The sequence below is a fragment of the Alcaligenes sp. 13f genome, assembly GCF_020496585.1.
In the GTDB taxonomy this organism is placed as follows: domain Bacteria; phylum Pseudomonadota; class Gammaproteobacteria; order Burkholderiales; family Burkholderiaceae_B; genus Alcaligenes; species Alcaligenes phenolicus.
Genome location: NZ_JAHKKC010000009.1, coordinates 119,422 through 141,312 on the forward strand (window position 1 = coordinate 119,422; position 21,891 = coordinate 141,312).

Annotated in this window: 19 protein-coding genes; 10 read left to right on the plus strand and 9 right to left on the minus strand. The window is 56.1% G+C overall.

Annotation, left to right across the window (positions count from 1 at the left end):
- Nucleotides 1-187: 187 nt before the first annotated feature.
- The 7 genes from KOE80_RS09820 to KOE80_RS09850 all read right to left on the minus strand — a co-directional run bounded on the left by KOE80_RS09820 (nt 188) and on the right by KOE80_RS09850 (nt 7,757).
- Nucleotides 188-1,342 (minus strand): iron-containing alcohol dehydrogenase, encoded by a 1,155-nt coding sequence (locus tag KOE80_RS09820; RefSeq protein ID WP_021446920.1) that lies wholly within the window; start codon nt 1,340-1,342, stop codon nt 188-190.
- Between the two features lie 11 nt (nt 1,343-1,353).
- Nucleotides 1,354-2,016 (minus strand): ABC transporter ATP-binding protein, encoded by a 663-nt coding sequence (locus KOE80_RS09825; protein ID WP_083053200.1) that lies wholly within the window; start codon nt 2,014-2,016, stop codon nt 1,354-1,356.
- A complete protein-coding gene (locus tag KOE80_RS09830) occupies nt 2,006-2,755 on the minus strand; it encodes an ABC transporter ATP-binding protein (protein ID WP_009459230.1) in 750 nt (249 codons plus the stop codon). Before KOE80_RS09830 ends, KOE80_RS09825 begins: the two co-directional genes overlap by 11 nt.
- Nucleotides 2,752-3,738 carry a branched-chain amino acid ABC transporter permease gene (locus KOE80_RS09835; protein WP_021446921.1) on the minus strand — a complete coding sequence of 329 codons (987 nt, stop codon included), beginning with the start codon at nt 3,736-3,738 and terminating at the stop codon, nt 2,752-2,754. Before KOE80_RS09835 ends, KOE80_RS09830 begins: the two co-directional genes overlap by 4 nt.
- Complete coding sequence (locus KOE80_RS09840) at nt 3,735-4,631, minus strand: branched-chain amino acid ABC transporter permease (RefSeq protein ID WP_035272061.1); 897 nt, start codon at nt 4,629-4,631, stop codon at nt 3,735-3,737. Before KOE80_RS09840 ends, KOE80_RS09835 begins: the two co-directional genes overlap by 4 nt.
- Nucleotides 4,632-4,884: 253 nt before the next feature.
- A complete protein-coding gene (locus KOE80_RS09845; RefSeq protein WP_035272059.1) occupies nt 4,885-6,183 on the minus strand; it encodes an ABC transporter substrate-binding protein in 1,299 nt (432 codons plus the stop codon).
- 98 nt (nt 6,184-6,281) lie between these two features.
- Complete coding sequence (locus tag KOE80_RS09850; RefSeq protein ID WP_083053199.1) at nt 6,282-7,757, minus strand: NAD-dependent succinate-semialdehyde dehydrogenase; 1,476 nt, start codon at nt 7,755-7,757, stop codon at nt 6,282-6,284.
- A gap of 325 nt (nt 7,758-8,082) precedes the next feature.
- Here KOE80_RS09850 and KOE80_RS09855 point away from each other — a divergent pair, with 325 nt between their 5' ends.
- A complete protein-coding gene (locus KOE80_RS09855; RefSeq protein ID WP_086061154.1) occupies nt 8,083-8,856 on the plus strand; it encodes an IclR family transcriptional regulator in 774 nt (257 codons plus the stop codon).
- A 15-nt stretch (nt 8,857-8,871) separates the two neighbouring features.
- Here KOE80_RS09855 and putA read toward each other — a convergent pair whose 3' ends face one another.
- On the minus strand, nt 8,872-12,651 hold the full coding sequence (gene putA / locus KOE80_RS09860) for a trifunctional transcriptional regulator/proline dehydrogenase/L-glutamate gamma-semialdehyde dehydrogenase (protein ID WP_226349019.1): 3,780 nt from the start codon (nt 12,649-12,651) through the stop codon (nt 8,872-8,874).
- Between the two features lie 116 nt (nt 12,652-12,767).
- Here putA and KOE80_RS09865 point away from each other — a divergent pair, with 116 nt between their 5' ends.
- Nucleotides 12,768-13,253, plus strand: a complete 486-nt coding sequence (locus KOE80_RS09865) for an Lrp/AsnC ligand binding domain-containing protein (protein ID WP_226349020.1) — start codon at nt 12,768-12,770, stop codon at nt 13,251-13,253.
- Between the two features lie 145 nt (nt 13,254-13,398).
- On the opposite strand, the gene KOE80_RS09870 is transcribed toward KOE80_RS09865, so the two are convergent.
- Nucleotides 13,399-13,986: a helix-turn-helix domain-containing protein gene (locus KOE80_RS09870; RefSeq protein WP_226349021.1), complete on the minus strand. Its 588-nt coding sequence runs from the start codon at nt 13,984-13,986 to the stop codon at nt 13,399-13,401.
- 139 nt (nt 13,987-14,125) lie between these two features.
- On the opposite strand from KOE80_RS09870, the gene KOE80_RS09875 reads away from it, so the two are divergent.
- The 8 genes from KOE80_RS09875 (at nt 14,126) to KOE80_RS09905 (ending at nt 21,851) form a co-directional block, all read left to right on the plus strand.
- The gene (locus KOE80_RS09875) at nt 14,126-15,088 is read left to right on the plus strand and encodes an ornithine cyclodeaminase family protein (RefSeq protein WP_226349022.1); all 963 of its coding nucleotides are present in this window, start codon (nt 14,126-14,128) and stop codon (nt 15,086-15,088) included.
- Between the two features lie 37 nt (nt 15,089-15,125).
- Nucleotides 15,126-16,421, plus strand: a complete 1,296-nt coding sequence (locus tag KOE80_RS09880) for an MFS transporter (RefSeq protein WP_226349023.1) — start codon at nt 15,126-15,128, stop codon at nt 16,419-16,421.
- 308 nt (nt 16,422-16,729) lie between these two features.
- A complete protein-coding gene (dbpA, locus tag KOE80_RS09885; RefSeq protein WP_264180234.1) occupies nt 16,730-18,130 on the plus strand; it encodes an ATP-dependent RNA helicase DbpA in 1,401 nt (466 codons plus the stop codon).
- Between the two features lie 49 nt (nt 18,131-18,179).
- Nucleotides 18,180-18,308 (plus strand): hypothetical protein, encoded by a 129-nt coding sequence (locus KOE80_RS20310; RefSeq protein ID WP_264180235.1) that lies wholly within the window; start codon nt 18,180-18,182, stop codon nt 18,306-18,308.
- Between the two features lie 70 nt (nt 18,309-18,378).
- Nucleotides 18,379-18,684 (plus strand): addiction module antidote protein, encoded by a 306-nt coding sequence (locus KOE80_RS09890; protein WP_226349024.1) that lies wholly within the window; start codon nt 18,379-18,381, stop codon nt 18,682-18,684.
- A gap of 455 nt (nt 18,685-19,139) precedes the next feature.
- Nucleotides 19,140-19,757 carry a hypothetical protein gene (locus KOE80_RS09895; RefSeq protein WP_226349025.1) on the plus strand — a complete coding sequence of 206 codons (618 nt, stop codon included), beginning with the start codon at nt 19,140-19,142 and terminating at the stop codon, nt 19,755-19,757.
- Between the two features lie 506 nt (nt 19,758-20,263).
- Nucleotides 20,264-20,446: a hypothetical protein gene (locus tag KOE80_RS09900; protein WP_026484623.1), complete on the plus strand. Its 183-nt coding sequence runs from the start codon at nt 20,264-20,266 to the stop codon at nt 20,444-20,446.
- Nucleotides 20,439-21,851 carry an amidase gene (locus KOE80_RS09905; RefSeq protein ID WP_226349026.1) on the plus strand — a complete coding sequence of 471 codons (1,413 nt, stop codon included), beginning with the start codon at nt 20,439-20,441 and terminating at the stop codon, nt 21,849-21,851. Before KOE80_RS09900 ends, KOE80_RS09905 begins: the two co-directional genes overlap by 8 nt.
- Nucleotides 21,852-21,891: the final 40 nt, after the last annotated feature.

The window sequence follows — 21,891 nt, forward strand, 5'->3', positions numbered from 1 at the left end:
GACGCGGCACCGCTGCCCTGCCGCATAAAACGGAACTCGCGCCATCAAGAAGCTTAACTCCCCATTCCTATTTCTCTTCCCTATCTCTATTAGCGTCGTTGCAGCCCCCCATTGAGCAGACGAAAAAAAAACCTGAGCCGGCACAGCACCGGACTCAGGCAAAAAGGTTTCCGCTGTTAGCGGTCTATCAGAACGCGGCGCTGTAAATAGCGAATGCGTCGTCTTCAGTCACGTCGCGGGGGTTGTTGCCCAGCAGACGGGTTTGTTTCATGGCTTCCTGGGCCATACGGCGCAGGTCGCTTTCCTTGATGCCGACTTCGCGCAATTGGCGCTCGATGCCGGTATCAATGGCGATCTGTTCCATAAAATTGATGAAGGCTTCGGTCTTGGAGGCCTCATCACCCTGGATGCCGGGGATCAGCACTTCCGCCAGTTCGGCATACAGCGGGGCTGCGGCCGGGGCGTTAAAGCGCAGAACGTGTGGCAGGACCAGCGAATTCGACAAGCCGTGTGGCACGTGGAAAATACCGCCGATCGGGTAAGCCAATGCGTGCACGGCACCCACGGGAGCGTTCGCAAAAGCCTGACCAGCCAGCGTGGCACCCAGCAGGATGTCCTGGCGAGCCTCGGCATCCTGGCCGTTGCGACAAACGTGCACCAGCTTGCTGCCAATCAGACGAAGAGCTTGTTTGGCCAGGTTGTCCGACAGCGGGTTTTTCAGAATACGGCTGGTGTAGGCCTCGATGGCGTGCACCATGGCGTCGATACCCGTCGCCGCAGTGATACGCGGTGGCAAGCCCAATGTCAGTTGCGAGTCCAGAATGGCCAGATCAGCGTACAGCTCGGGTGCCACCACACCGGATTTGGTGGTTTCGCCGGTGGTCACGATGGAAATAGGCGTCACTTCCGAGCCTGTTCCCGCCGTGGTCGGGATCTGCACCAAGGGCAGGCGCGAGCCGCGCACATTATCAATGCCGTACATCTCTTGCAGGGGCTGGTCCGAAGCCAGCAGGACAGCCAGCAATTTGGCCACGTCCATGGACGAACCGCCACCCAGGCCAACAACGATTTCCGTTTTGGCCTGGCGAGCGCGCTCGGTTGCCTGCAAAACAATGTGCTCTGGAGGATCGGCAATAACATCGTCAATCACTTGCACGGTCCAGCCGTTGGCTTTCAGATCAGCCAGGGCAGGATCCAGCAAGCCGCTTTCGTGCAGGAAGCGGTCAGTCACCAGACAAACGCGTTCTTGCGAGTAGCGCTTGCGCAGGATCTGACCGAGCCGGGCAGCGGCTCCGCTTTCAACATAAATAGCGGGGGTGGTTCTGAACTCGAATGCCGACATGGGCTTTCTCCTTATGGTATGGCGGGCTGCGGTACTTCGATACGGCCGCGGTCCATCCGGTAGGTGTAATCAATCACATTGCCTGCGTGCTGCAAGTCAGCACCGGACAACAAGGCACTGAAGCCCTCTTTGCTCAACTCGCCCACCACTTCTGCAATACGCTTGGACAGCGCAGGAGCAACACCTTCAAAAGGCTCGTCCAGCAAAAGCAGCTTGTCAGCCGTCATCAAGGCACGGCCAATGGCGACCAGCTTTTGTTGACCGCCCGACAATTGCAGGGCGCGGCGTGGGCCAAATACTTTCAACTCAGGAATGATGCGCCAGACGCGATCCAGACGCTCTTCAATGTCCTGGGACTTCAAGGCCCAGGCGGGCAGGCGGATGTTCTCTTCCACGCTCAGCTCGGGGATCAGCTTGCGATCCTCGGGGGCAAAACCCATGCCCAGGCTGGTGCGACGGTAAGCGGGCATCTTGGCCAGTTCCTGACCATCAAACATGACCGAGCCATTGTCCACGGCCAGCAAGCCCATCACGGTGCGCATCAGCGTGGTTTTACCCGCACCGTTACGGCCGGCCAGACCCACGATCTGGCCTTGGCGCACTTGCAGGTTCACCTGGCGCAAGATGCTGGTGGGGCCAATACGTACATCCAGATTTTTGACATCAAGCAGCATTATCGGCCTCCTGTTTATTGCGTCCCACCGGCTCGCCGATGATGTATTCACGGACCTGCTCATGAGCCAGCACTTCGTCCGGAGTGCCGTTGGCCAGAATGGTGCCGTCGTAGAAAGCCAGCACGCGATCGCTGTAGCGACGCACGATTTCCATATCGTGCTCCACAAACAGAACCGTCACGCCTGCATCACGAACCACTTTCATGACACGGTCCATCACTTCAAATTTCTCGTCACTGGCCACACCACTGGTAGGCTCGTCCAGCAACAGCACTTTAGGCTGGGCCACCATGGCCAAAGCAATGTCCAGCAACTTGCGAATCCCTTCAGGCAAGGTGCCTGCCTGGGACTGGGCGAAGGCGCTCAGACCGAAACGCTCCAGAATCGCACTGGCTTCGGACAAGGGCTGCTTGGCCACCCCCAGGGCAATTTCCACGTTTTCCAAGGCGTTCAAGGAGGTGAACAGCTGAGGAATCTGGAAAGAACGGGCGATCCCCATGCGGGTCACTTCCCGGGGTGGCAAACCCGTGATCTCGCGACCGGCAAAAAAGATATTGCCGGAGTCCGGCTTCATGTAGCCGGTCAACATGTTCACGAAGGTGGTTTTACCTGCGCCATTGGTACCGATCAGGCCCGTAATGGTTTGCGCATGGATATCAACGGTCATATCGCGCGCAGCGTGGACAGCGCCAAACTGCTTGCACAAACCTTTAGCAGAAATCAAGGGTGACTGACTCATGAGCGGGCCCCTGTCGGTGAAGAAGAATCGTTGGAGGTAGCCGCTGCATTGCGACGGTTCAGAATACTGATCAGGCCACCGGGCAAGAACACAATCAGGGCCAACATGCTGACACCCATGACAATCTGCCAGGTGTTAGGAGCATATTGATAAGCCAGTGTGCGGATCAGTTCCAGGCTCAGCGCACCCAGGAAAGGTGCGTAAGCGTTACGAGTACCGCCCAGCACAGCAATAAAGATGAACTCGCCCGAGGTGGTCCAGAACGCCAGTTCAGGGTCCACGTGACCGATGCTCAGCGAGGACAAGGCACCTCCCAGACCAGCCAGAGCCGCCGCCAGCACGTAGCTCAGGTGAATATTGCGGTAAGCCGAAGCACCCAGGTATTCAACGCGAATTTCATTGTCCTTGATGGCTGGTCCCAGACGACCGGCACGGCTGCGCAGGAAACCTTGCATGGCCCACAGCACAAAACCCACCAGCACCACGGTCAGGACAAACACGCCTGGACGCGAGAGGGTTTCAGCAAAGGCACCCCACATGAAGGAAGGCGCGTGCACGTTAAAGCCGTCACTGCCACCCAGGCTGGGGTTACGCACCAGCAAGCCGTACATGATCATGGACAGGGCCAGGCTCAGCATGGCGAAGAAAATATCGCGGTAGCGAGCCAGCAAAAACCCCAGAACCCAGGCCAGCAGCGCAGCGCAAGCAGCGGCAAATGGCAGCAGGATCACGGCTTCACGCCAGTCCAGGTAGTTCATGGCCATACCGACACCATAGGCGCCGATGCAGTAGTACAAGCCTTGACCAAAAGAGGCCAGGCCGGAGCGCAGCAAGAGCACCACGCCCAGGGCAACCAGGCCCTTGGCCAGCGCCACCGTGATCAGAAACTGCCAGGATGGCAGGCCAAAGCCCACAATCAGGGCGGCCACCGTAATGACCAGGGCAATCATGCCCTGCTTAAGCGTAATGTTGGTCTTGTTCATATCTTTCGGGCCTCGGCGGCAGCAAACAATCCTTTAGGACGGACGGCCAACACCAGTGCCATTACCGCGTAGATGGAGAAGAGTTCGATTTCAGGCCAGTAATGCACGGCAAAAGAGCGCACCAGGCCAACAATCACAGCGCCCAGAGCAGCACCAGGCAAGGAGCCCAGACCACCGATCACGACCACGGCGAAAGCCATCACGATGACTTCCACGCCCATGCCGGGAGCGACAGAGATGGTAGGAGCCGTCAGCGCGCCACCCAGGGCGGCCAGCGTGGCACCAGCAATAAACGTCAGCAGGAAGTAGCGTTGCACGTTAATGCCCATGGCCTGACTGACTTCGCGGTCATGAATCACGGCCAGCAAGATGCGGCCTTGACGCGAATACTTCAGGAACAAGGTCAGGAACAGGCCAGCCAGAATGGCAGCCACAACAATCACAAAGCTGTAGGTGGGGTAGAACAGGTCGCCGAATTCGACGTTACCCAGCAAACCATAAGGTTCGGCGATCACATAAGGATCCACGCCCCAGACCAGCTTGACGGTATCTTCCAGGATCAGGAAGACCGCGTAGGTAATCAGCAAAGAGACAACAGGTTCTTCCTGGTAGAAGAAGCGCAGCAGGCCATATTCAATGACCAGCCCCAGCACCAGACCGGCAATAACCGCGGCCAGGATCAGCATCAAATAGCTGCCGTATGGGCTTTGATCGGTAGAGAGCCACTGCGTCACCATGGTGACAGCGGTATAGGCGCCAATGGTATAGAGGCTGCCGTGGGCCATGTTCAGGATCTTCATCACACCATAGATCAGCGTGAGTCCGACCGCGACCAGAAACAGCCAGGCGGCGTACATGATGCCATCTATTAGGGCAGCAGAAAGAAGAGACATAGTCGGTTTCTGTGGAAAGGGAATAAAAAATGCCACCACGCCGCAAACTCGGTGTACCTCTCCTTATGGGAGAAGCCTTTACCTGGCAAGCAACTGGGCGGTAATGCACATACCACTGGCGACGCCTTCGGTGTCCCCCTTACAGGGAGCCTTAACCTTGGGAGCGGCCCGGCGGTAAAAACCGGACATGCAAAAAACAGTCTTGCATGCCCGGATTGTCAGGGCAGCGTCCTTTTCAGGACATCTGCTCGGATCAGTACTTCAGACCACCCTTGATCCAGTCGATGGACTTCACGCCTTCGGGTGGAGTAACTTCTTCAGGTTTGAAGTGACGCAAGTCGGTGTAGCTGATCACGCCTTTATCGTTTTTCACCACGCCCAAGGTCGTACCTTGAACAGCCTGGTGACCTTTACCCAAGGACATGGTCACGTCGCCCGATGGGCTCTCGAAAGTCAGGTGCTCGAATGCAGTAACCACTTGTTCAGTGGAAGGAGTTTTGCCTTCGTTGGCAGCCTGGGCTTTTTCGTAAGCGGCTTTCAGACCCAGCAGAGTTTGCGTCATCTTGTAAGACGGGTAGCTAGGATCTGCATTGAACTGTTCGCGGTAGCTGGCGCGCAACCAACGGTTCAATTCATTGTCAGGAGCGAAAGCAGCGTGCGGGCCACGAGCACCGATGATGGTGCCGGTCGGGATCTGGTTATTGGCACGGTGTGTTGCCGTTTCACCGGCGGTCAGCACGGTCAGGGTGTTGCGGAACAGACCGCGTGGCAGAGCCTGCACCACGAAGCCTTCCAGATCACCACCCCAGAAGCTGGAGTGAATCACTTCAGGACGGGCAGCCATCAAGGACGAGATTTCGGCGTTGTACTGACCAGCGCCCAGCTTGGGCATTTGCGAGGTCTTGGCTTCTACACCGGGCTTGAGGGCTTGCAGTGTGCCTTCAAAGTCGTGCCAGGCATCCTGACCCCAGGCGTAGTTCTGGTTGATACCGGCGTAGCTCTTCAACTCGGGGTTGCGCTCCAGCACAAAGCGGGCAGCAGCCACGTTGTCCATGGTGGCGTGGGCCACAGGACGGAAGACGTATTGGTAGCTGGCATCTTCAAACAGGCGGGGTGTACCGCAGTCGAAAATCAGCGTCAGTTTTTTCAGCTCTTCAGCAACGGGGGCCACGGCCAGGCAATCACCCGAGGAGATGTAGCCAACCACGATGTCCACGTTCTGTTGCTGAACCAGATTGCGGTATTCGCTGACCTGTTTGGCGGTGCCGCCGTTCTCGTCAATGAAAACCAGTTCAATCGGTGCGCCACCCAGACCCTTGGTGTTGTAAGGGGCAGGAACTTTACCTTCATTCAATTGGGCAGCTGTCAGTTCAGCGGCATTTTTGGCAGGAACGCCAAAAGGGCCGGAAGCAGCGCCGGACAAGAAAGTCACCACACCAATCTTGATGGGTTTGACATCATCAGCGTTGGCAGTCGTGCTGGCCATCAGGCCGGCGGTGGCCAGTGTCAGGGCCAAAGTCAATTTTCGTGGGGTTGCAGACAGGATAGACATAGCGTCTCCTTTATTTAGCTTATTGTGGGGTTCTGCTGATGGGGTGCTCTATATAAGAGCGGCCCCCTTCGCTGCGCTGGGCGCGGGCATGTATCAACTTACAGCTGCTGGCACATGTATTTGATTTCCAGGTACTCGTCGATTCCGTAACGGGAGCCTTCGCGACCCAGACCGGATTGCTTGACGCCACCAAAGGGAGCCACTTCGTTGGAAATCAAACCGGTATTGACGCCAACCATGCCGTACTCCAGCGCTTCGCCCATGCGCCAGGCACGTGCGTTGTCGCGGGTGAACAGGTAGGCAGCAAGACCATATTCGGTGTCATTGGCCATCGCGATCGCTTCAGCTTCGTCTTTGAAGCGGAACAACGGCGCCACAGGGCCAAACAATTCTTCACGGGCCACGCGCATGGCCGGTGTTGCATCACCCAGCACGGTGGGCGAGAAGTAGGTGCCGCCCAGAGGATGAGGCTGGCCACCTTGCAGAACGCTGGCGCCCTTTTCAACGGCGTCATCAATCAATTCGCGTAGGCGGTTGACGGCTTTTTGCTCGATCAGCGGACCTTGCTCCACGCCCTCTTCCATACCGTTGCCCACTTTCAGGGCAGCAACCCGTTCGCTCAGGGCTTTGGCAAAGCGATCGTAAATACCGTCTTGCACCAGGAAGCGGTTGGCACACACACAAGTCTGACCGCTGTTGCGGTACTTGGAGGCCATGGCGCCTTCGATGGCGGCGTCCAGGTCCGCATCGTCAAACACGATGAACGGGGCATTACCACCCAGTTCCAGCGACAGACGCTTGATGGTTGGAGCACACTGCGCCATCAACAAACGACCCACTTCGGTGGAGCCGGTAAAGGACAGCTTGCGCACAATGGGGCTTTCCGTCAGAGCGGCGCCCACCACACGGGATTGACCGGTGACCAACTGGAACACACCAGCAGGGATACCCACGCGCTCGGCCAGTACGGCCAGCGCCAGGGCGGTCAGGGGAGTCAGGTCGGCAGGACGAACAATAATGCTGCAACCCGCAGCCAGAGCTGGCGCTACCTTGCGGGTAATCATGGCCGCAGGGAAGTTCCAGGGAGTGATGGCAGCGCACACACCGACGGGCTGCTTGACCACCACAATGCGTTTGTCCGCCTGGGGGTGGCCGACCACGTCGCCATATACACGCTTGGCTTCTTCGCTGAACCATTCCACAAAGGAAGCGGCGTACAGCACTTCACCACGAGCCTCGGCCCAGGGCTTGCCCTGTTCCATGGTCATGATGGTGGCCAGGTCGTCCGCGTTGGCAACCAGCGCATCGAACCAGGCGCGCAACAGCTTGGCACGCTCGTGCCCGCTACGTGCCTTCCACTCGCGCTGGGCCACTTCAGCATCGCTGATGACCGCTTCGATTTCCGCTGTGGCCAGGCTGGCGACATTGGCCAGGCACTCACCCGTAGCAGGATTAAGAACGGCGAAGGTATTGCCATCGCCTGCCGAGACCCAACCCTGAGCGGTCCAGGACTGATCTTTTGCCAGGCTGGGATCCTTCAGTTTGCTAATCAATGATGCCGCGATATTGTTCATTATGCTGAACCTGTTTCTCTTATAGTGAACTTGGTAGAATTATAGGAGCCGAAAAATCGCGACGTCAACGAATCGGCTTACGGGTTTACCCGTAGAACATCAGTCACCGTATTTTTTGTTTTGGGGCATTTGAAGGCACAATGTAGAGTTGGCATCCCGACAGCAAATCTGGCCTAATTCAGGGCCTTTACGCCTGGTCTGTAGGCTGATTGCCCTATGAGATGCTTCTGGCTGTGCTGACAGAACCCTGCCCCTGTTCCCAGAGTTCAGCCCTGTCCATCCGGGCTTATTGGACTTCCTGTGTGTCGTTATGGAGTTAGTCGTAGTGGAAGAGAAGAAACTGGTTCCGGCTGTAGTACGTGCAGTCACCGTACTGGACGAATTGGCGGCCTCGCCGGAGCCCCTGTCATTTACGGACCTGGTCAAACGCCTGGGTATGCCCAAAAGTTCCTTGTATGGTCTGTGCACCACCTTGCTGGATCTGCACCTGATCCGTAAGCTGGAAAATGGCAGTTTCACCCTGGGTACACACGTGATGGGCTGGGCCAATGCCTTCCTGTCTCAGCTGGATCTGACGCAGGAGTTTTTTGCCGCTTGGGACGATATGCGCGTCCTGCCTGAAGAGACCATCACCCTGTCCATTCTGGATGGCGAAGACGTGGTCTACATTGCCTGCCGCAACGGAACCCGCCCGCTGGGTTTCACGTTCCGTGCCGGGATGCGTTTGCCAGCGGTCTATACCGCAACGGGCAAGGCCATGCTCAGCACCTTGCCAGGTTCGGAGCTGGAGCAGGCCTTGAACCATCCCTGGCCCGAACCGCTCACCGTGCATGGTCCACGCAACAAGGATGAGTTGATGGTGGAGCTGAACGATGTGCAGCGCCTGGGTTACTCCGTGGATGCCTGTGGCGTGCGCGACGGCATGCACTGCTTTGGGGCCGCCGTGTTTGATTCTAATAATCGTGCAGCCGTCGCCGGCGTGGCGGTTAGCTTGCTGACCCAGGAAGCGGATGAAGCAGCTCAGCGCCGTGCCGGTGAAGCCATGCGCAAGCTGGCCAATCGTTTATCGGAACGTTTGGGTGCATCGCGCAAAGCATGATGCACCCCGGCTCACTTACGCCATGGTCATCAAGCTTGCGTTCCCTCCAGCCGCTGCGGTATTGATACTTAAGACACGCTCCTGCACCAGTCGCTCCAACGCAATAGCATGATCGCCTTGCGCTAAGGCCGTAATACTAACAATCAGCCCCTGCCGGGCTGCGATTCGTTTTTGCCAAGTTTGCAATGAAGTAGCCCCACCATGATGCAGCATGGCATCGATGTGGACACGCTCCAGATCATCCGACAAGGTAATGGCCGCACGCACCACGTCCGGCAGACGGGCGTGCAGCTCGCGCGCTTGTGCATCATGCCCATCCCATACCATCTGACCGCCCACCGCTAACACGGCGTACAACTGAGCGATACGATCTCGTTCATTATCCGCCACGCCCAGCACCGCCTGACGGGGCACCACGCGATACGTATTGGACTCCCCTGTCGGGCCACGCAACTCAAAGCGCTGGTTACTGAAAAACGCCATCGGCGCACGCGCCGGAGCCAATTCAGGATGCTGAACCAGCCAATCGGCCAAGGCTTGCCGCGCGGGCGCTTGCGGATTACCCAAGAACTCACCGTTGCCCTCTGTGGCAAAAGGCTGACTGATCGCCTCTTCAGGCCGCTTCGCCAACAAACGATACAAGTACAAAGGCCCACCTGCTTTCGGCCCTGTTCCAGACAATCCTTCGCCACCAAAAGGCTGCACCCCAACAACAGCCCCCACCGTATTGCGATTGACATACATATTGCCCACATGGCTACGGGCTACAACATAATCAATCGTTTCATCAATGCGGGTATGCAAACCCATCGTCAAGCCATACCCCGTGTCTCGAATCTGCTCCAGCACCGTATCCAGTTGATCACGGCGATAGCGTATCAAGTGCAATACCGGGCCAAATACCTCTTGCTGCAAATCAGACAGATCAGGCAGCTCGATCAATGTCGGAGCAATGAAGGTGCCATTTTCCGTCGCCAACTTACGAGCAGCCTCCCCCCCCAGACTCAACTGATGAACACGGTGACCCTTGGCGCGCATCAGCGCAATATGCTGCTCAATCCCCTCCTGAGCCCGCTGATCAATCACTGGGCCAATATCATTGGCCAGCTGCATTGGATTGCCTACTCGCAACTGAGCCATCGCACCCTGAAGCATGTTGATCAAACGATCTGCAGCATCTTCCTGCACAAACAAAACACGTAACGCCGAACAACGCTGTCCAGCACTGTCAAAGGCTGATACCAGTACGTCCTGCACCACCTGCTCAGTCAATGCAGACGAGTCCACAATCATGGCGTTTTGTCCCCCCGTCTCCGCAATCAGAGGCACCGGCCCGCCATGCTGACCAATACGTTGTGCAACAGTAGCCTGCAAGCCACGGGCCACCTCAGTAGAGCCCGTGAACATGACGCCTTGCACACGATCATCCGAGGTCAACTGAGGCCCAATAACACTGCCCCGCCCAATCACTAACTGAACGGCCTCACGGGGCACCCCCGCCTCCCACAAAATATGAACAGCTTGGGCGGCAATTAAAGAGGTCTGCTCCGCTGGCTTAGCCAACACCGTGTTGCCTGCCGCCAAGGCGGCAACCACCTGCCCCGTAAAAATAGCCAAGGGGAAGTTCCAAGGGCTAATACATACAACAGGCCCTAGCGGACGATGGCTGTAATTAGAAAACTGAACGTGCACTTGTTGAGCGTAATAACGCAGGAAGTCCACCGCTTCACGTACCTCGGCAATCGCATTGGCATAGGTTTTGCCAGCCTCGCGCACCAATATTCCCATAAGAGGCTGCATTTGCGCCTCCATTCGATCTGCAGCCCGCAACAAGATTGCCGCACGCTCAGCAGGCTCCACCGCAGCCCATTGAGCAAAGTACTGGCTGGCTGTTTGTAAAGCCAACTCCACCTGCTGCTCTGTTGCACTATAGGCCTGACCGATCTGATCACGATGATCGGCTGGATTCGATACCACTTTCACTGCAGAGGCCGCCGGATCAAACGATGTATCCACACCCAGCATGGGTCGCGCCTGAATAGATTGAGCGGCCTCTTGCTTTAGGGTTTCGGCAAGCGCCCTTAGCTGTTGCTCGTCAGCCAGATTCAGACCCAAGGAGTTCGGCCGGGATACGCCATACATATCGCGCGGCAAAGGGATACCAGCATGCGGCAAGCCAATTTGCGCCTCCTGTGCAGCCATCTGCTCAACTAACAACACGGGATCACGCACCAGTTCATCCAGCGCAATACTGGCATCCGCCACCTGGTTCACAAACGAAGTATTAGCGCCATTTTCCAGCAGGCGTCGCACCAGATACGCCAGCAAAGTTTCATGCGTACCAACAGGTGCATAAATGCGGCAAGGCCGCCCCAGCTTGCCTTGCTCTGGCTGGCCCACTACCTGCTCGTATAACGGCTCCCCCATGCCGTGCAAGCACTGAAATTCATATTGTCCTGGATGGTACTGTTCGGGTCCTGCCAGCTCATAAATGCTAGCCAAGGTCTGGGCATTATGCGTGGCAAACTGTGGATAAATCTGCTCTGGTGCCGCCAGCAGTTTACGGGCGCACGCAACATACGAAAGATCCGTGTAGGGCTTACGTGTATAGACCGGGTAATCTTCCAGGCCATCTAATTGCGCCCGTTTGATTTCGCTATCCCAATACGCACCTTTGACCAGGCGAACCATCAAACGCTGACCACTACGACGAGCCAGGTCAATCAGATAATCAATGACATATGGGCAGCGTTTCTGATAGGCCTGGATCACAAACCCAATGCCTTTCCATCCCTGCAAATCTGGCTCAAAACACAAGCGTTCCAACAAATCCAGGGAAATTTCCAAACGATCGGCTTCCTCCGCATCAATATTCAGACCGATATCGTAGTGGCATGCCAAGCGGGCCAACTTCAGCACCAAGGGATACAGTTCGTCGTGCACACGATCAATCTGCGCACGGCTGTAACGCGGATGCAAAGCAGACAATTTGATAGAAATGCCTGGTCCTTCATAAACACCACGGCCATTGGACGCCTTGCCAATAGCGTGGATAGCCTGCTCGTAATCTTGCAGGTAGCGCTGCGCATCCGCGGCAGTCAAAGCTGCTTCCCCGAGCATATCGTAGGAATACCGGAAGCCCTTCACCTCCAGGGAGCCAGCATGTTGCAAAGCAGCCTGCATGGTCTGGCCGGTCACAAACTGCTCGCCCATCATCCGCATCGCCATATCCACCCCTTTGCGAATCAAGGGTTCACCGCCTTTGGCGATCAAACGCCCCAGCGAGGCCGACATACCGGTTTCACTATGCGTGGACACCAGTTTGCCCGTCAGCATCAAGCCCCACGCGGCTGCATTAACAAACATGGACGAACCTTTGCCGACGTGCTGCCGCCAATTGCCCTGACTGATCTTGTCACGAATCAAGGCATCGCGGGTTGGCGTATCAGGAATACGCAGCAAGGCTTCAGCCAGGCACATCAGAGCAATCCCCTCTTGGGACGACAAGGAAAACTCCTGCAAGAGACCTTGTACCAATCCTGACTTACCCGTGGCAGTTTTGCGTTGCCGCAACGCCCCAGCCACCCTAAGCGCCAGTGCCTGGGCTCGAACCGCCATATCACCGGGCAAACGGGCTTGCTCCAACAGACTGGGTACAAGCTGAGTTTCAGGACACAGCCACGCCCGAGTAATCGCTTGCCTTAAGGTGGATTGCTCCAACCAAGGCGTCAAAGCGGCAAAAGAACTCTCTACTGCCTGAGCGTGCGGTACGAAAACACGTTGTTGTGGGACCATGAGCCACCCCTGCAAAAAACACGATGAATTGATAAAAAGAAAGATTTTTCACTATTATCAATAAATTCATGTAGAATTTTTCACTATATATGAATCATAAAATAGTGAAAAACCCAATGAGAGATAGCGAGCATCAGCTTGATAAGCAAGACCTGAAAATTCTGGAACTGCTACAAAAAGACGGACGTATTGCCAATACAAAACTGGCCGAGACTGTTGCACTATCGCCTACTGCAGCATTGGCTCGGGTGCAACGTCTGACACGGGAAGGTTATATCTTAGGGTACGAGGCCCGACTCAACCCCATCAAACTTAAGGCAGGCATGTTGGTATTTGTAGAAGTCTTGCTGGACCGAACAACACCCAACGTATTCGAAGAGTTCAAACTGGCGCTACAGGATCGTCGCGAAGTCATGGAATGCCACATGGTGGCAGGCGGTTTTGACTACCTGCTCAAAACCCGCCACGAAGATATGGCCGCCTACCGGGATTTTGCCGGTCGCGTACTCTGGAAACTACCCGGCATCCGTGAAACCCGCACATTTGCGGTCATGGAAGAGGTTAAAAGCTCAATGGCTCTGGATCTGAGCCGGATTTGGTAAATCGGGTTTGAGGCCTTGTGTACGGCAAGCGCCAGGAACATCGTCAACGCACATCTCGATAAAGAACCTACCGCCCCGCCTTAGGCCATATGCACGACTAGGGCGAACGAGACTCACCCTGGTCAAATGGTTATCGACCAGGGGCTTACTCGCCCAAAGTCGGATGTGAACTGACCCACAAAACGGTGGCGTCCTGTTCACCGCCGGAAATACAGGCATGCCCCATCGCGCTGTCAAAGTAGCAGGAATCCCCACTTTCCAGCTCCAAAGGCGCATAAAAATCCGTGTGTATCACCACCTTTCCGGTCAACACGTAGATAAATTCCTCGCCATCATGCCGCAACAAGGTTTTAAAGGCCTTGGAGTCATGCGCCTTGATGGTGGTCACCAATGGGATAAATTGCTTGTCCGCCAGATCGCTGTGCAGAATTTCATAAATGTACTGGCGGGTATCATGCACGACTCCCTCCCCCCGTCTAGCCACACTACGTCGACCCAAAGGCGTGGGCTTGGAGGTCGAACCAAACAGTTCGCCCACATGCACATCCAGCCCTTGGGCCAGGGCGGCAATTTTTTCATACGTCGGCGATAACTGCCCATTTTCAATCTTGGACAAGGCCGAGGCAGAAATCCCCGATCGTTCACTTAATTGCTGCAGGGTCAGTTTGGCCTGACGGCGTAACTGATTCAGTTTGACGGCCAACACATTGACAGGATCATCAGGGGAGGTCATGGCAGTTTTAATGCTTCCAGGATGCAATACCTATGGAAAACCCTTAAGGAGAGTTTTCCAATATGGCAATATTATTTCGTATAAGAAATTTTATTCTCAAAAATCACAGGCGTTCGCCTGTACGTTGATGGTAGATTACATGCAAATCCTGGATCAAGCGCAAACTGAGCGCTTCTTACCTTTCGATCGTCTTTTAACAGCGATTGAATCCATGTTCATTGAAGGCTGCAATGTGCCATTACGGCACAATCACCCGATTGACAACGCCGGCCAAACATCGGGCACCCTACTGCTGATGCCCGCCTGGCAAACAGGCAAACGCCTGGGTCTGAAAACCGTATCCATCTTTCCAGATAATAGCCAACAAGGGCTGCCTGGCCTGCACTCCACCTATACGCTGTTTGATGCCACCACGGGCAAGCCGCTGGCCGCGTTGAATGGTGATGTCATCACCTCGCGCCGTACCGCGGCGGCTTCGGCCCTGGCGGCGCGCTGGCTAAGCCGACCAGACGCGCAAACTCTGCTGGTGGTTGGCGCAGGGCGAGTCGCCAGCCTGCTGGCCGATGCCTATCGCGCCGTGCGCCCCATCCGTCAGGTCCTGGTTTGGGATCGCCATGACGACAATGCACAGGCATTGGTTGAGCAGTTAAACCACAATGGCCTTGAAGCCCATCACGCACGTGAGCTAGAGAGCGCCGCACGCCAGGCCGACATTATTACCTGCGCCACGCTGGCTACCGCTCCGCTGATTCATGGCGAATGGCTGCAAGCTGGTGTTCACCTGGACTTGATCGGCAGCTTCACACCCACCATGCGTGAAAGTGATGACGCCTGCTTTACACGTGCCACCGTATTTGTTGACACAGACGAAGCCCCGATGAAGTCCGGAGACATTCTGGAGCCCATTAAATCCGGGCAATTCGAGACTAGCCAAATTGCCGCCACGCTGGAGGACCTATGCCGGGGCCGACATCCTGGCCGCCGTCGTGCAGACGAAATCACCCTATTCAAAGCCGTTGGCACAGCCCTGGAAGACTTGGCTGCCGCCACGCTGGCCTACGACTTTTGGCAAGAACAGTCCTCGACCGCCACACCGGGCTGATCGACTCAACGCGGACCCATAACAAGGAAATCCCCTCATGACGGCAACAGTCAACACCGCTCCTGCAAAACGCGCCTCCGCCAAGCGCGTTCTTCTGGCTAGCCTGACAGGCAGTTCTATTGAATGGTTTGATTATTTTCTGTACGGCACAACTGCCGCACTAGTCTTTAACAAGCTATTTTTCCCTACCTTCGACCCCGTCGTCGGTTTGATGCTGGCCTACCTCTCCTTTGCCCTGACCTTTTTTATTCGTCCCTTAGGCGGCTTGATTTTTGCTCATATTGGGGACCGAATCGGACGCAAGAAAACACTGGTCATCACCTTGTCCATGATGGGTGGAGCCACCGTGCTGATTGGGCTGCTGCCAGGCTACGATTATATCGGCGTCTGGGCACCCATTTTGCTGGTGCTGCTGCGCCTGATCCAAGGCTTGGGCATTGGTGGCGAATGGGGCGGTGCGCTGTTGTTGGCCTATGAATATGCAGCGCCAAATCGGCGCGGCTTATTTGGCAGCGTTCCACAAATGGGCGTCACGATTGGCATGTTACTGGCCACCTTAGCCATGACATTAATGAGCCTGCTACCCGATGAACAGTTCATGAGCTGGGGATGGCGCATCCCGTTTCTGGCCAGCGCGGGACTGGTTTTTCTAGGTCTATGGGTACGAAATGGCATTGATGAAACACCCGACTTTCAAAAAGCCAAGGCAGAGGGTCAGGTCGCCAAAATGCCATTGGTTGAAACTGTGCGCGACCACTGGCGTGAAGTGCTGATCGCCATCGGCGCCAAGATTGTAGAGACGGCGCCATTTTATTTGTTCTCTACCTTTGTGGTCAGCTACGCTACCAGCGAAAGCCTCAAATACGAACGTTTTGATGTTCTTAACGCCGTTACTGTCGCCACACTGGTCACGACCTTCTGCATTCCACTGATGGGCTTGCTGTCTGACTACATCGGTCGCGTCAAAGTCTTTATTGCTGGAGCAGTCGCTATGGCTTTGTTTGCCATTCCTTACTTCCTGCTGCTTGACCAACGCTCGACCACAGCCTTGATGATTGCTACCGTGGTCGCCCTGGGACTTATCTGGGCTCCTATCACCGCCGTGCTGGGCACCATGTTTTCGGAAATTTTCGCCACCCGTGTCCGCTATACCGGCATCACCCTAGGCTATCAAATTGGGGCGGCATTGGCGGGTGGAACAGCACCACTGATCGCAACATGGCTCATGAGTCGCTACGATGGCTCCTGGGTACCGGTAGCGGTCTACATTATTGTTGCCGCGCTGATCTCAATTGCCGCCGTCTCCGCCGTGCGAGTACGCAAGCCAGAGTAAGTCGACATCGAAAAACGTAGCTGGCTTAAAAGCAGGTAATAGACAACACATTCATTATTTCTTCAAATCATGGTTAAACCCCGGGTTAGGTGGCCTGGGGTTTTTTTCTATTCCTGGGCAGTGACAGCCAAGCTCGGAACCTTGCACTGGCGTCTACCCTAGGCAACTGCCCCCTCAGGCTGAGGCGACACCACTGGCTGATGGTAACTTACCTCCAGTGAGCGACTTAAGAACAGGGAACAAGACTCCGCACATAGTACAGATACCGGTAAACTGTCGCTAAATCCTTTATTTTGCAGTTCTTTTTGATGTCACCCATCGTGCCCCATACCTCTTTCAGTACCCTTCCCCTTCTGCCCGCCTTGCTTGAAACCCTGGATAGCCTGGGTTTTGAAAAAATGACGGCCATTCAGGAACAAAGCCTGCCCTTGATTCTGCAAGGCCGCGACCTGATTGCCCAAGCCAAGACCGGCAGCGGCAAAACCGCCGCGTTTGGCCTGGGTCTGTTGCAAACCCTCAACCCCAGCAAGCTGACGCCGCAAGCCCTGGTGATCTGTCCCACGCGCGAGCTGGCCGATCAGGTCACCACCGAGCTGCGTCGTCTGGCCCGCCAGATTCCTAACGTGCGCATGCTGACGCTGTGTGGTGGCGTGCCCTCGCGCCCGCAAACAGAAGCCTTGCGCAATGGCGCTCACGTGGTGGTGGGAACTCCGGGCCGAATTCAGGACCATCTGGAGCGCGGCAATCTGGACTTGTCCGCCCTGAAAACCCTGGTGCTGGACGAAGCCGACCGCATGGTGGATATGGGCTTTCACGACGACATCGTGGCCATTGCCTCGCACTGCCCGCCCCGTCGTCAAACCCTGCTGTTCTCCGCCACTTATCCGGAAAATATCCGCAAGCTCAGCTCCCGCTTTCTGAAAAACCCCGCCGAAGTCAAAGTGGAAGCGCTGCACGATGCCAGTCAGATCGAACAGATTTTTTACGAAGTTCACCCCGAGCAGCGCCTGTCTGCTGTGGTGACACTGCTGGAGCACTTCCGCCCCGCCTCTACCCTGATTTTCTGCAACACCAAAATGCGTTGTCAGGAAGTAGTGGAAGAACTGCAATCCGAAGGCATCCAGGCTCTGGCGTTGACCGGCGATCTGGAACAGCGTGATCGCGACGAAATTCTGGTGCAGTTCTCCAACCAGAGCTGCGCCGTACTGGTCGCCACCGACGTGGCCTCGCGCGGTCTGGACATTCAGAATCTGGGCGCCGTCATCAACGTGGACGTCACCAAGGACAGCGAAGTGCATATTCACCGCGTTGGCCGTGTTGGCCGTGGTGATCAAAAAGGCCTGGCCCTGAATCTGGTCTCACGCAGCGAACAGCGCTGGGTGAAGCTGATTGAAGAATTCCAGGGCAGCGAAGTGAAATGGGGCAATCTGAAAGCCTTGCGCTCGCAGTCCAAAGAGCCGCTACGCGCGCCCATGATGACGCTGGAAATTCAGGGTGGCAAAAAAGACAAGCTGCGCCCCGGCGACCTGCTCGGCGCCCTGACCCGCGATGTGGGCCTGAAGGGCGACCAAGTGGGCAAGATTGCCATTACTGATGCGCGTTCCTACGTAGCCCTGGACCGCCGGATTGCGCGTCAATATTTCGACCGCATCGCCAACGCCAATATCAAGGGCCGCCGCTTCCGTATGCGCTTTGTGGAAGACAAATAAATACCAAGCAGTATTTGACTGACTGTATCCTGTTTTATACAACCAGCCCATGAAGACTATCCACACCACCGATACCTTCGATCACTGGTTTGGCGGTCTGCGCGACAAGCAGGCCGCCAGACGGATTCAGGTTCGTATTGACCGAGCGGAAGATGGCAACTGCGACTTTGGAGACTGAGAGCCTGTCGGCGAAGGGGTGTCCGAAATGCGCATTCACTACGGACCTGGCTTCCGAGCCCGCTTTAATCATGGGAACCATCAAGTTACGCAAATGGGATAGCGCCGAATACCTCCAAACCGAGGAAGACATGATGCTGTACTTGGAAGCCTGCATGGAAGAAGCTGGCGACGATGCCGCTTTTATTGCAAAAGCCTTAGGTAATATTGCTCGCGCCAAGGGTATGAGCCAGTTGGCTAAGGAAACGGGCTTGGGGCGTAAAAGCCTGTACAAAGCCCTGTCTGGCGAAGGCAATCCAAGCTTTGGCACCATTCTGAAAGTCATGCACGCGTTGGGAATCAAACTGCAACCGCAGCTTGCTCCCCACAACTTCTAACCCCACCCGCTTTCCAGCCCAAGCATAGCGGGTACAAGCGTCATTTCTCCGTCCGCCCTTCAGATTCAGACAAGAAACTCTTGTCCCTCCTAGATACAGGCTATTTTGCTGGGCGCATGTTTCAAATGACTGGCCGCTGAAGATCCCGAACCATGCCAGCGTGCCAGCTCCCGTATGCGTTCTATGAGACAGCCTGCATGGCTGGCTCGCCAAGGTTGAATCCGTATTCGACCTTGGGGACCACTAGCAATGGCAGCATCCCCCTTCAGCGTTGCAGGCCTAGGCAATCTATGCGGGTCACTTGTGGCAATCCCTGAGGAGAATGAAAACAAGAATAAAGAATGACGGGATACAATGGCCGGCTGCTATTTTGGCAGCAGTTTTTTATGGTCGGGCGTAACCCTGCAGCGGGGAAACAAGAACAAGGTGCCTGACCCAGCACGGAAACACGAGTGATGGACACAGTCATACTTCTTCTGATCGCCGCTATTGCCTTGCATTTTGTGCGGGCACGCTATCAACGCGGGCGCATTATCTTGCTGGGCCGCCACCTGAGCAGCTTCCAGCTGGAGCGTCATATGGAAACGCTGACAGAAGGTTATACCCGCGCCATCGGCGAACAGGATCCCTCGCGCCAACTGCAGGTTCTGGACATGTTTGCCCAAACTGAACACGCCGTGGCAAGCCAGGTGCAGTCTTTGGCGGATCTGCTGCAAAAGGAACCGGCTGAAAGCACCCGAGTGGGCATGCTGCCCTTCTGTGTGCCCTACGCAGAACGCATCATCCCGTCAATGACACGGGATTTCCGCCAGCTCTTGCAAATTCATGCCGCCGGGCTGCGCCATATGGTGGACAACCCGCAGCAGCTGGACCCCAAGAGCCGGGCCTTTCATCTGTCCGCAGAGCTGTACCTGTTTCAACACAGCTGCCATTGGTTCTGCAAGTCCCGCACCGTGGCGGATGCGCGTTTGCTGGCGCGTCATAAAGTGGCGCATCAAAAGGTACTGGAGTCCGTTTCTGCCCAGACCCGCAATGCCTATTTGCGCTGGCAGGAAAGTCCAGCCAACCAGTAAAAAAAGGAGCCAGACTGGCTCCTTTTTTTACTCCCTGGAATCAGAGGTACAGGATGACAAAAGTGGCAGCGGCCTCCAAAGTTCCTGGCCTGATGTCTGCCTCGGTTTTATTAGGAAGACGTACGTACTGGGCGGTGAAGCCGGTAAACGATGCTTCAAATCGTAAGATTCCGGGCGCCGTGCAGGTCTAGGAATAATCCGAAAAACCTGCTGGCAAACCATCCATGCAGGGTAAACATGGAGGCTCGGTCCGCGGCCAAAGGCCCGCCAAGCCTGTGTGCACTGCCGTCATCCCAAGCGCTGGAAAACCCTAGTATTTTTCAGAAGGCATATTTTGTAGATTAATTAGGCAGACAACTTTGTCTGCCAAAACAGATGCATGCGCTGCCAAAGTTGCCAGCGACATGCAGGCAATAAAGCCTCACTCCCTGTCACCAGGGGTGGGGCTTTTTTTGTGCGCGCGATTTATGCATGCCTGTTTTATGACCACCACAAGGAGAAGACAAATGACGGTAAGTGTGAAAGACGCCTTGGCGGCAAAAGGGATACATCCCAGCCCCCAGCATCTGGAGAAACTGGAAGTCAAATGGCGCGAAATCCAGGCCATGAAAGGCAATCTGGAAGGCATCGCTATTGACGATGCAGACGTAGCAATCAAACACCTGGCCGGAGGCGACCACCATGAATAAAGACCTGCTTGAACTGAGCGTCATCGATCTGGCCGACAAGCTGCGCAGCAAAGCCGTCTCCCCCGTTGAAGTGACCGACAACCTGCTGAGCTACATCGAGCAATCCAACAAGCAAACCAACGCCTACATTTCTGTTACCGCTGAGCAGGCCTGCAAGAGCGCCAAACAAGCGGAACAGGACATCATGGCCGGCAAGTACAAAGGCGTGTTCCACGGTGTTCCGCTGGCCCTGAAAGACAATATTTACTTTGCGAACGAGGTCACCACCATGGCCTCCAAAATCCACAAGGACTTTGTCTCCAAAGATGACGCCACCGTCGCTACCAAGCTGCGCGATGCCGGGGTGATCTTCACCGGCAAGCTGAACATGCACGAATACGCCTGGGGCATCGACAACAACAACCCGCACTTTGGTGCCGTCCATAACCCCTGGAACGCCGACCGCGTCCCCGGTGGCTCCAGCGGTGGATCGGGTGCAGCCGTGGCCTCTCACAGCTCCTACAACACCCTGGGCACCGACACGGCCGGTTCCATCCGTATCCCATCGGCCGCATGCGGCATCGTCGGCCTGAAACCCACCCATGGCCGCGTCAGCAAATTCGGCGTCTACCCCCTGGCCTGGACCCTGGACCACGTAGGCCCCATGTCCAAAACCGTGGCTGACGCCGCTGCCATGCTGGAAGTGATCGCCGGCTTTGATGGCCGCGACCCCACATGCGCCAACGTTCCCGTCGGTTCCTACCTGAGCGCACTGAATGGTAAGGTCCAAGGACTGCGCATCGGCATCATCGAAGACTACTTCTTCAAGAACGTGGACGCCGGAATCGAAAAAGTAATCCGCGACCGCTTGGCCGACCTGGAAAAACAGGGCGCCAAAATCATCCCGCTGAAAGTCCCCGCCCTGCGCTACTCCGAATGGGCCGAGCTGGCCGTCAGCCTGACCGAAGCTGCCACCATCCACCACCAAGACCTGATCAAACGCCCCGACGACTTCGGCGGCGACATCCGCTTCCTGTTTGAACTGGGCGAACTGTTCAGCGGCATCGACTACCTGCAAGCCCAGCAAGTACGCCGTGCACTGAAACAGCAATTTACCGCCACCTTCAAAGACGTAGACGTCATCATCGCCCCCACCCTGCCTTGCCAGGTCCCCAATATCGGCACCGATACCGTCAACATCAACGGCAAAACCCTGGACTTCATCGACGAAGGCATCCGCTTTACCGGCCCCAGCAACCTGACCGGCCTGCCCGCCGTCACCGTGCCAGCCGGCATCTCCGAAGGCATGCCCGTCGGCCTGCAAATCATCGGCCCCGCCTTTGAAGAAGCTCGCATTCTGAACGTCGCCTACGCCGTGGAAAACATGAAACCACTGGCAGGACACCACCCCGTCCTGAAACCGTAAGCTAAACCAAGCCCCACAGGAACAAGCCCCTGTCCGCTAA

What these genes read in the sequence shown, in the direction of transcription:
- KOE80_RS09820 (WP_021446920.1), bottom strand. Translation starts at nt 1,342, where the DNA reads ATGTCGGCATTCGAGTTCAGAACCACCCCCGCTATTTATGTTGAAAGC.
- KOE80_RS09825 (WP_083053200.1), bottom strand. Translation starts at nt 2,016, where the DNA reads ATGCTGCTTGATGTCAAAAATCTGGATGTACGTATTGGCCCCACCAGC.
- KOE80_RS09830 (WP_009459230.1), bottom strand. Translation starts at nt 2,755, where the DNA reads ATGAGTCAGTCACCCTTGATTTCTGCTAAAGGTTTGTGCAAGCAGTTT.
- KOE80_RS09835 (WP_021446921.1), bottom strand. Translation starts at nt 3,738, where the DNA reads ATGAACAAGACCAACATTACGCTTAAGCAGGGCATGATTGCCCTGGTC.
- KOE80_RS09840 (WP_035272061.1), bottom strand. Translation starts at nt 4,631, where the DNA reads ATGTCTCTTCTTTCTGCTGCCCTAATAGATGGCATCATGTACGCCGCC.
- KOE80_RS09845 (WP_035272059.1), bottom strand. Translation starts at nt 6,183, where the DNA reads ATGTCTATCCTGTCTGCAACCCCACGAAAATTGACTTTGGCCCTGACA.
- KOE80_RS09850 (WP_083053199.1), bottom strand. Translation starts at nt 7,757, where the DNA reads ATGAACAATATCGCGGCATCATTGATTAGCAAACTGAAGGATCCCAGC.
- putA (WP_226349019.1), bottom strand. Translation starts at nt 12,651, where the DNA reads ATGGTCCCACAACAACGTGTTTTCGTACCGCACGCTCAGGCAGTAGAG.
- KOE80_RS09865 (WP_226349020.1), top strand. Translation starts at nt 12,768, where the DNA reads ATGAGAGATAGCGAGCATCAGCTTGATAAGCAAGACCTGAAAATTCTG.
- KOE80_RS09870 (WP_226349021.1), bottom strand. Translation starts at nt 13,986, where the DNA reads ATGACCTCCCCTGATGATCCTGTCAATGTGTTGGCCGTCAAACTGAAT.
- KOE80_RS09875 (WP_226349022.1), top strand. Translation starts at nt 14,126, where the DNA reads ATGCAAATCCTGGATCAAGCGCAAACTGAGCGCTTCTTACCTTTCGAT.
- KOE80_RS09880 (WP_226349023.1), top strand. Translation starts at nt 15,126, where the DNA reads ATGACGGCAACAGTCAACACCGCTCCTGCAAAACGCGCCTCCGCCAAG.
- dbpA (WP_264180234.1), top strand. Translation starts at nt 16,730, where the DNA reads ATGTCACCCATCGTGCCCCATACCTCTTTCAGTACCCTTCCCCTTCTG.
- KOE80_RS20310 (WP_264180235.1), top strand. Translation starts at nt 18,180, where the DNA reads ATGAAGACTATCCACACCACCGATACCTTCGATCACTGGTTTGGCGGT.
- KOE80_RS09890 (WP_226349024.1), top strand. Translation starts at nt 18,379, where the DNA reads ATGGGAACCATCAAGTTACGCAAATGGGATAGCGCCGAATACCTCCAA.
- KOE80_RS09895 (WP_226349025.1), top strand. Translation starts at nt 19,140, where the DNA reads ATGGACACAGTCATACTTCTTCTGATCGCCGCTATTGCCTTGCATTTT.
- KOE80_RS09900 (WP_026484623.1), top strand. Translation starts at nt 20,264, where the DNA reads ATGACGGTAAGTGTGAAAGACGCCTTGGCGGCAAAAGGGATACATCCC.
- KOE80_RS09905 (WP_226349026.1), top strand. Translation starts at nt 20,439, where the DNA reads ATGAATAAAGACCTGCTTGAACTGAGCGTCATCGATCTGGCCGACAAG.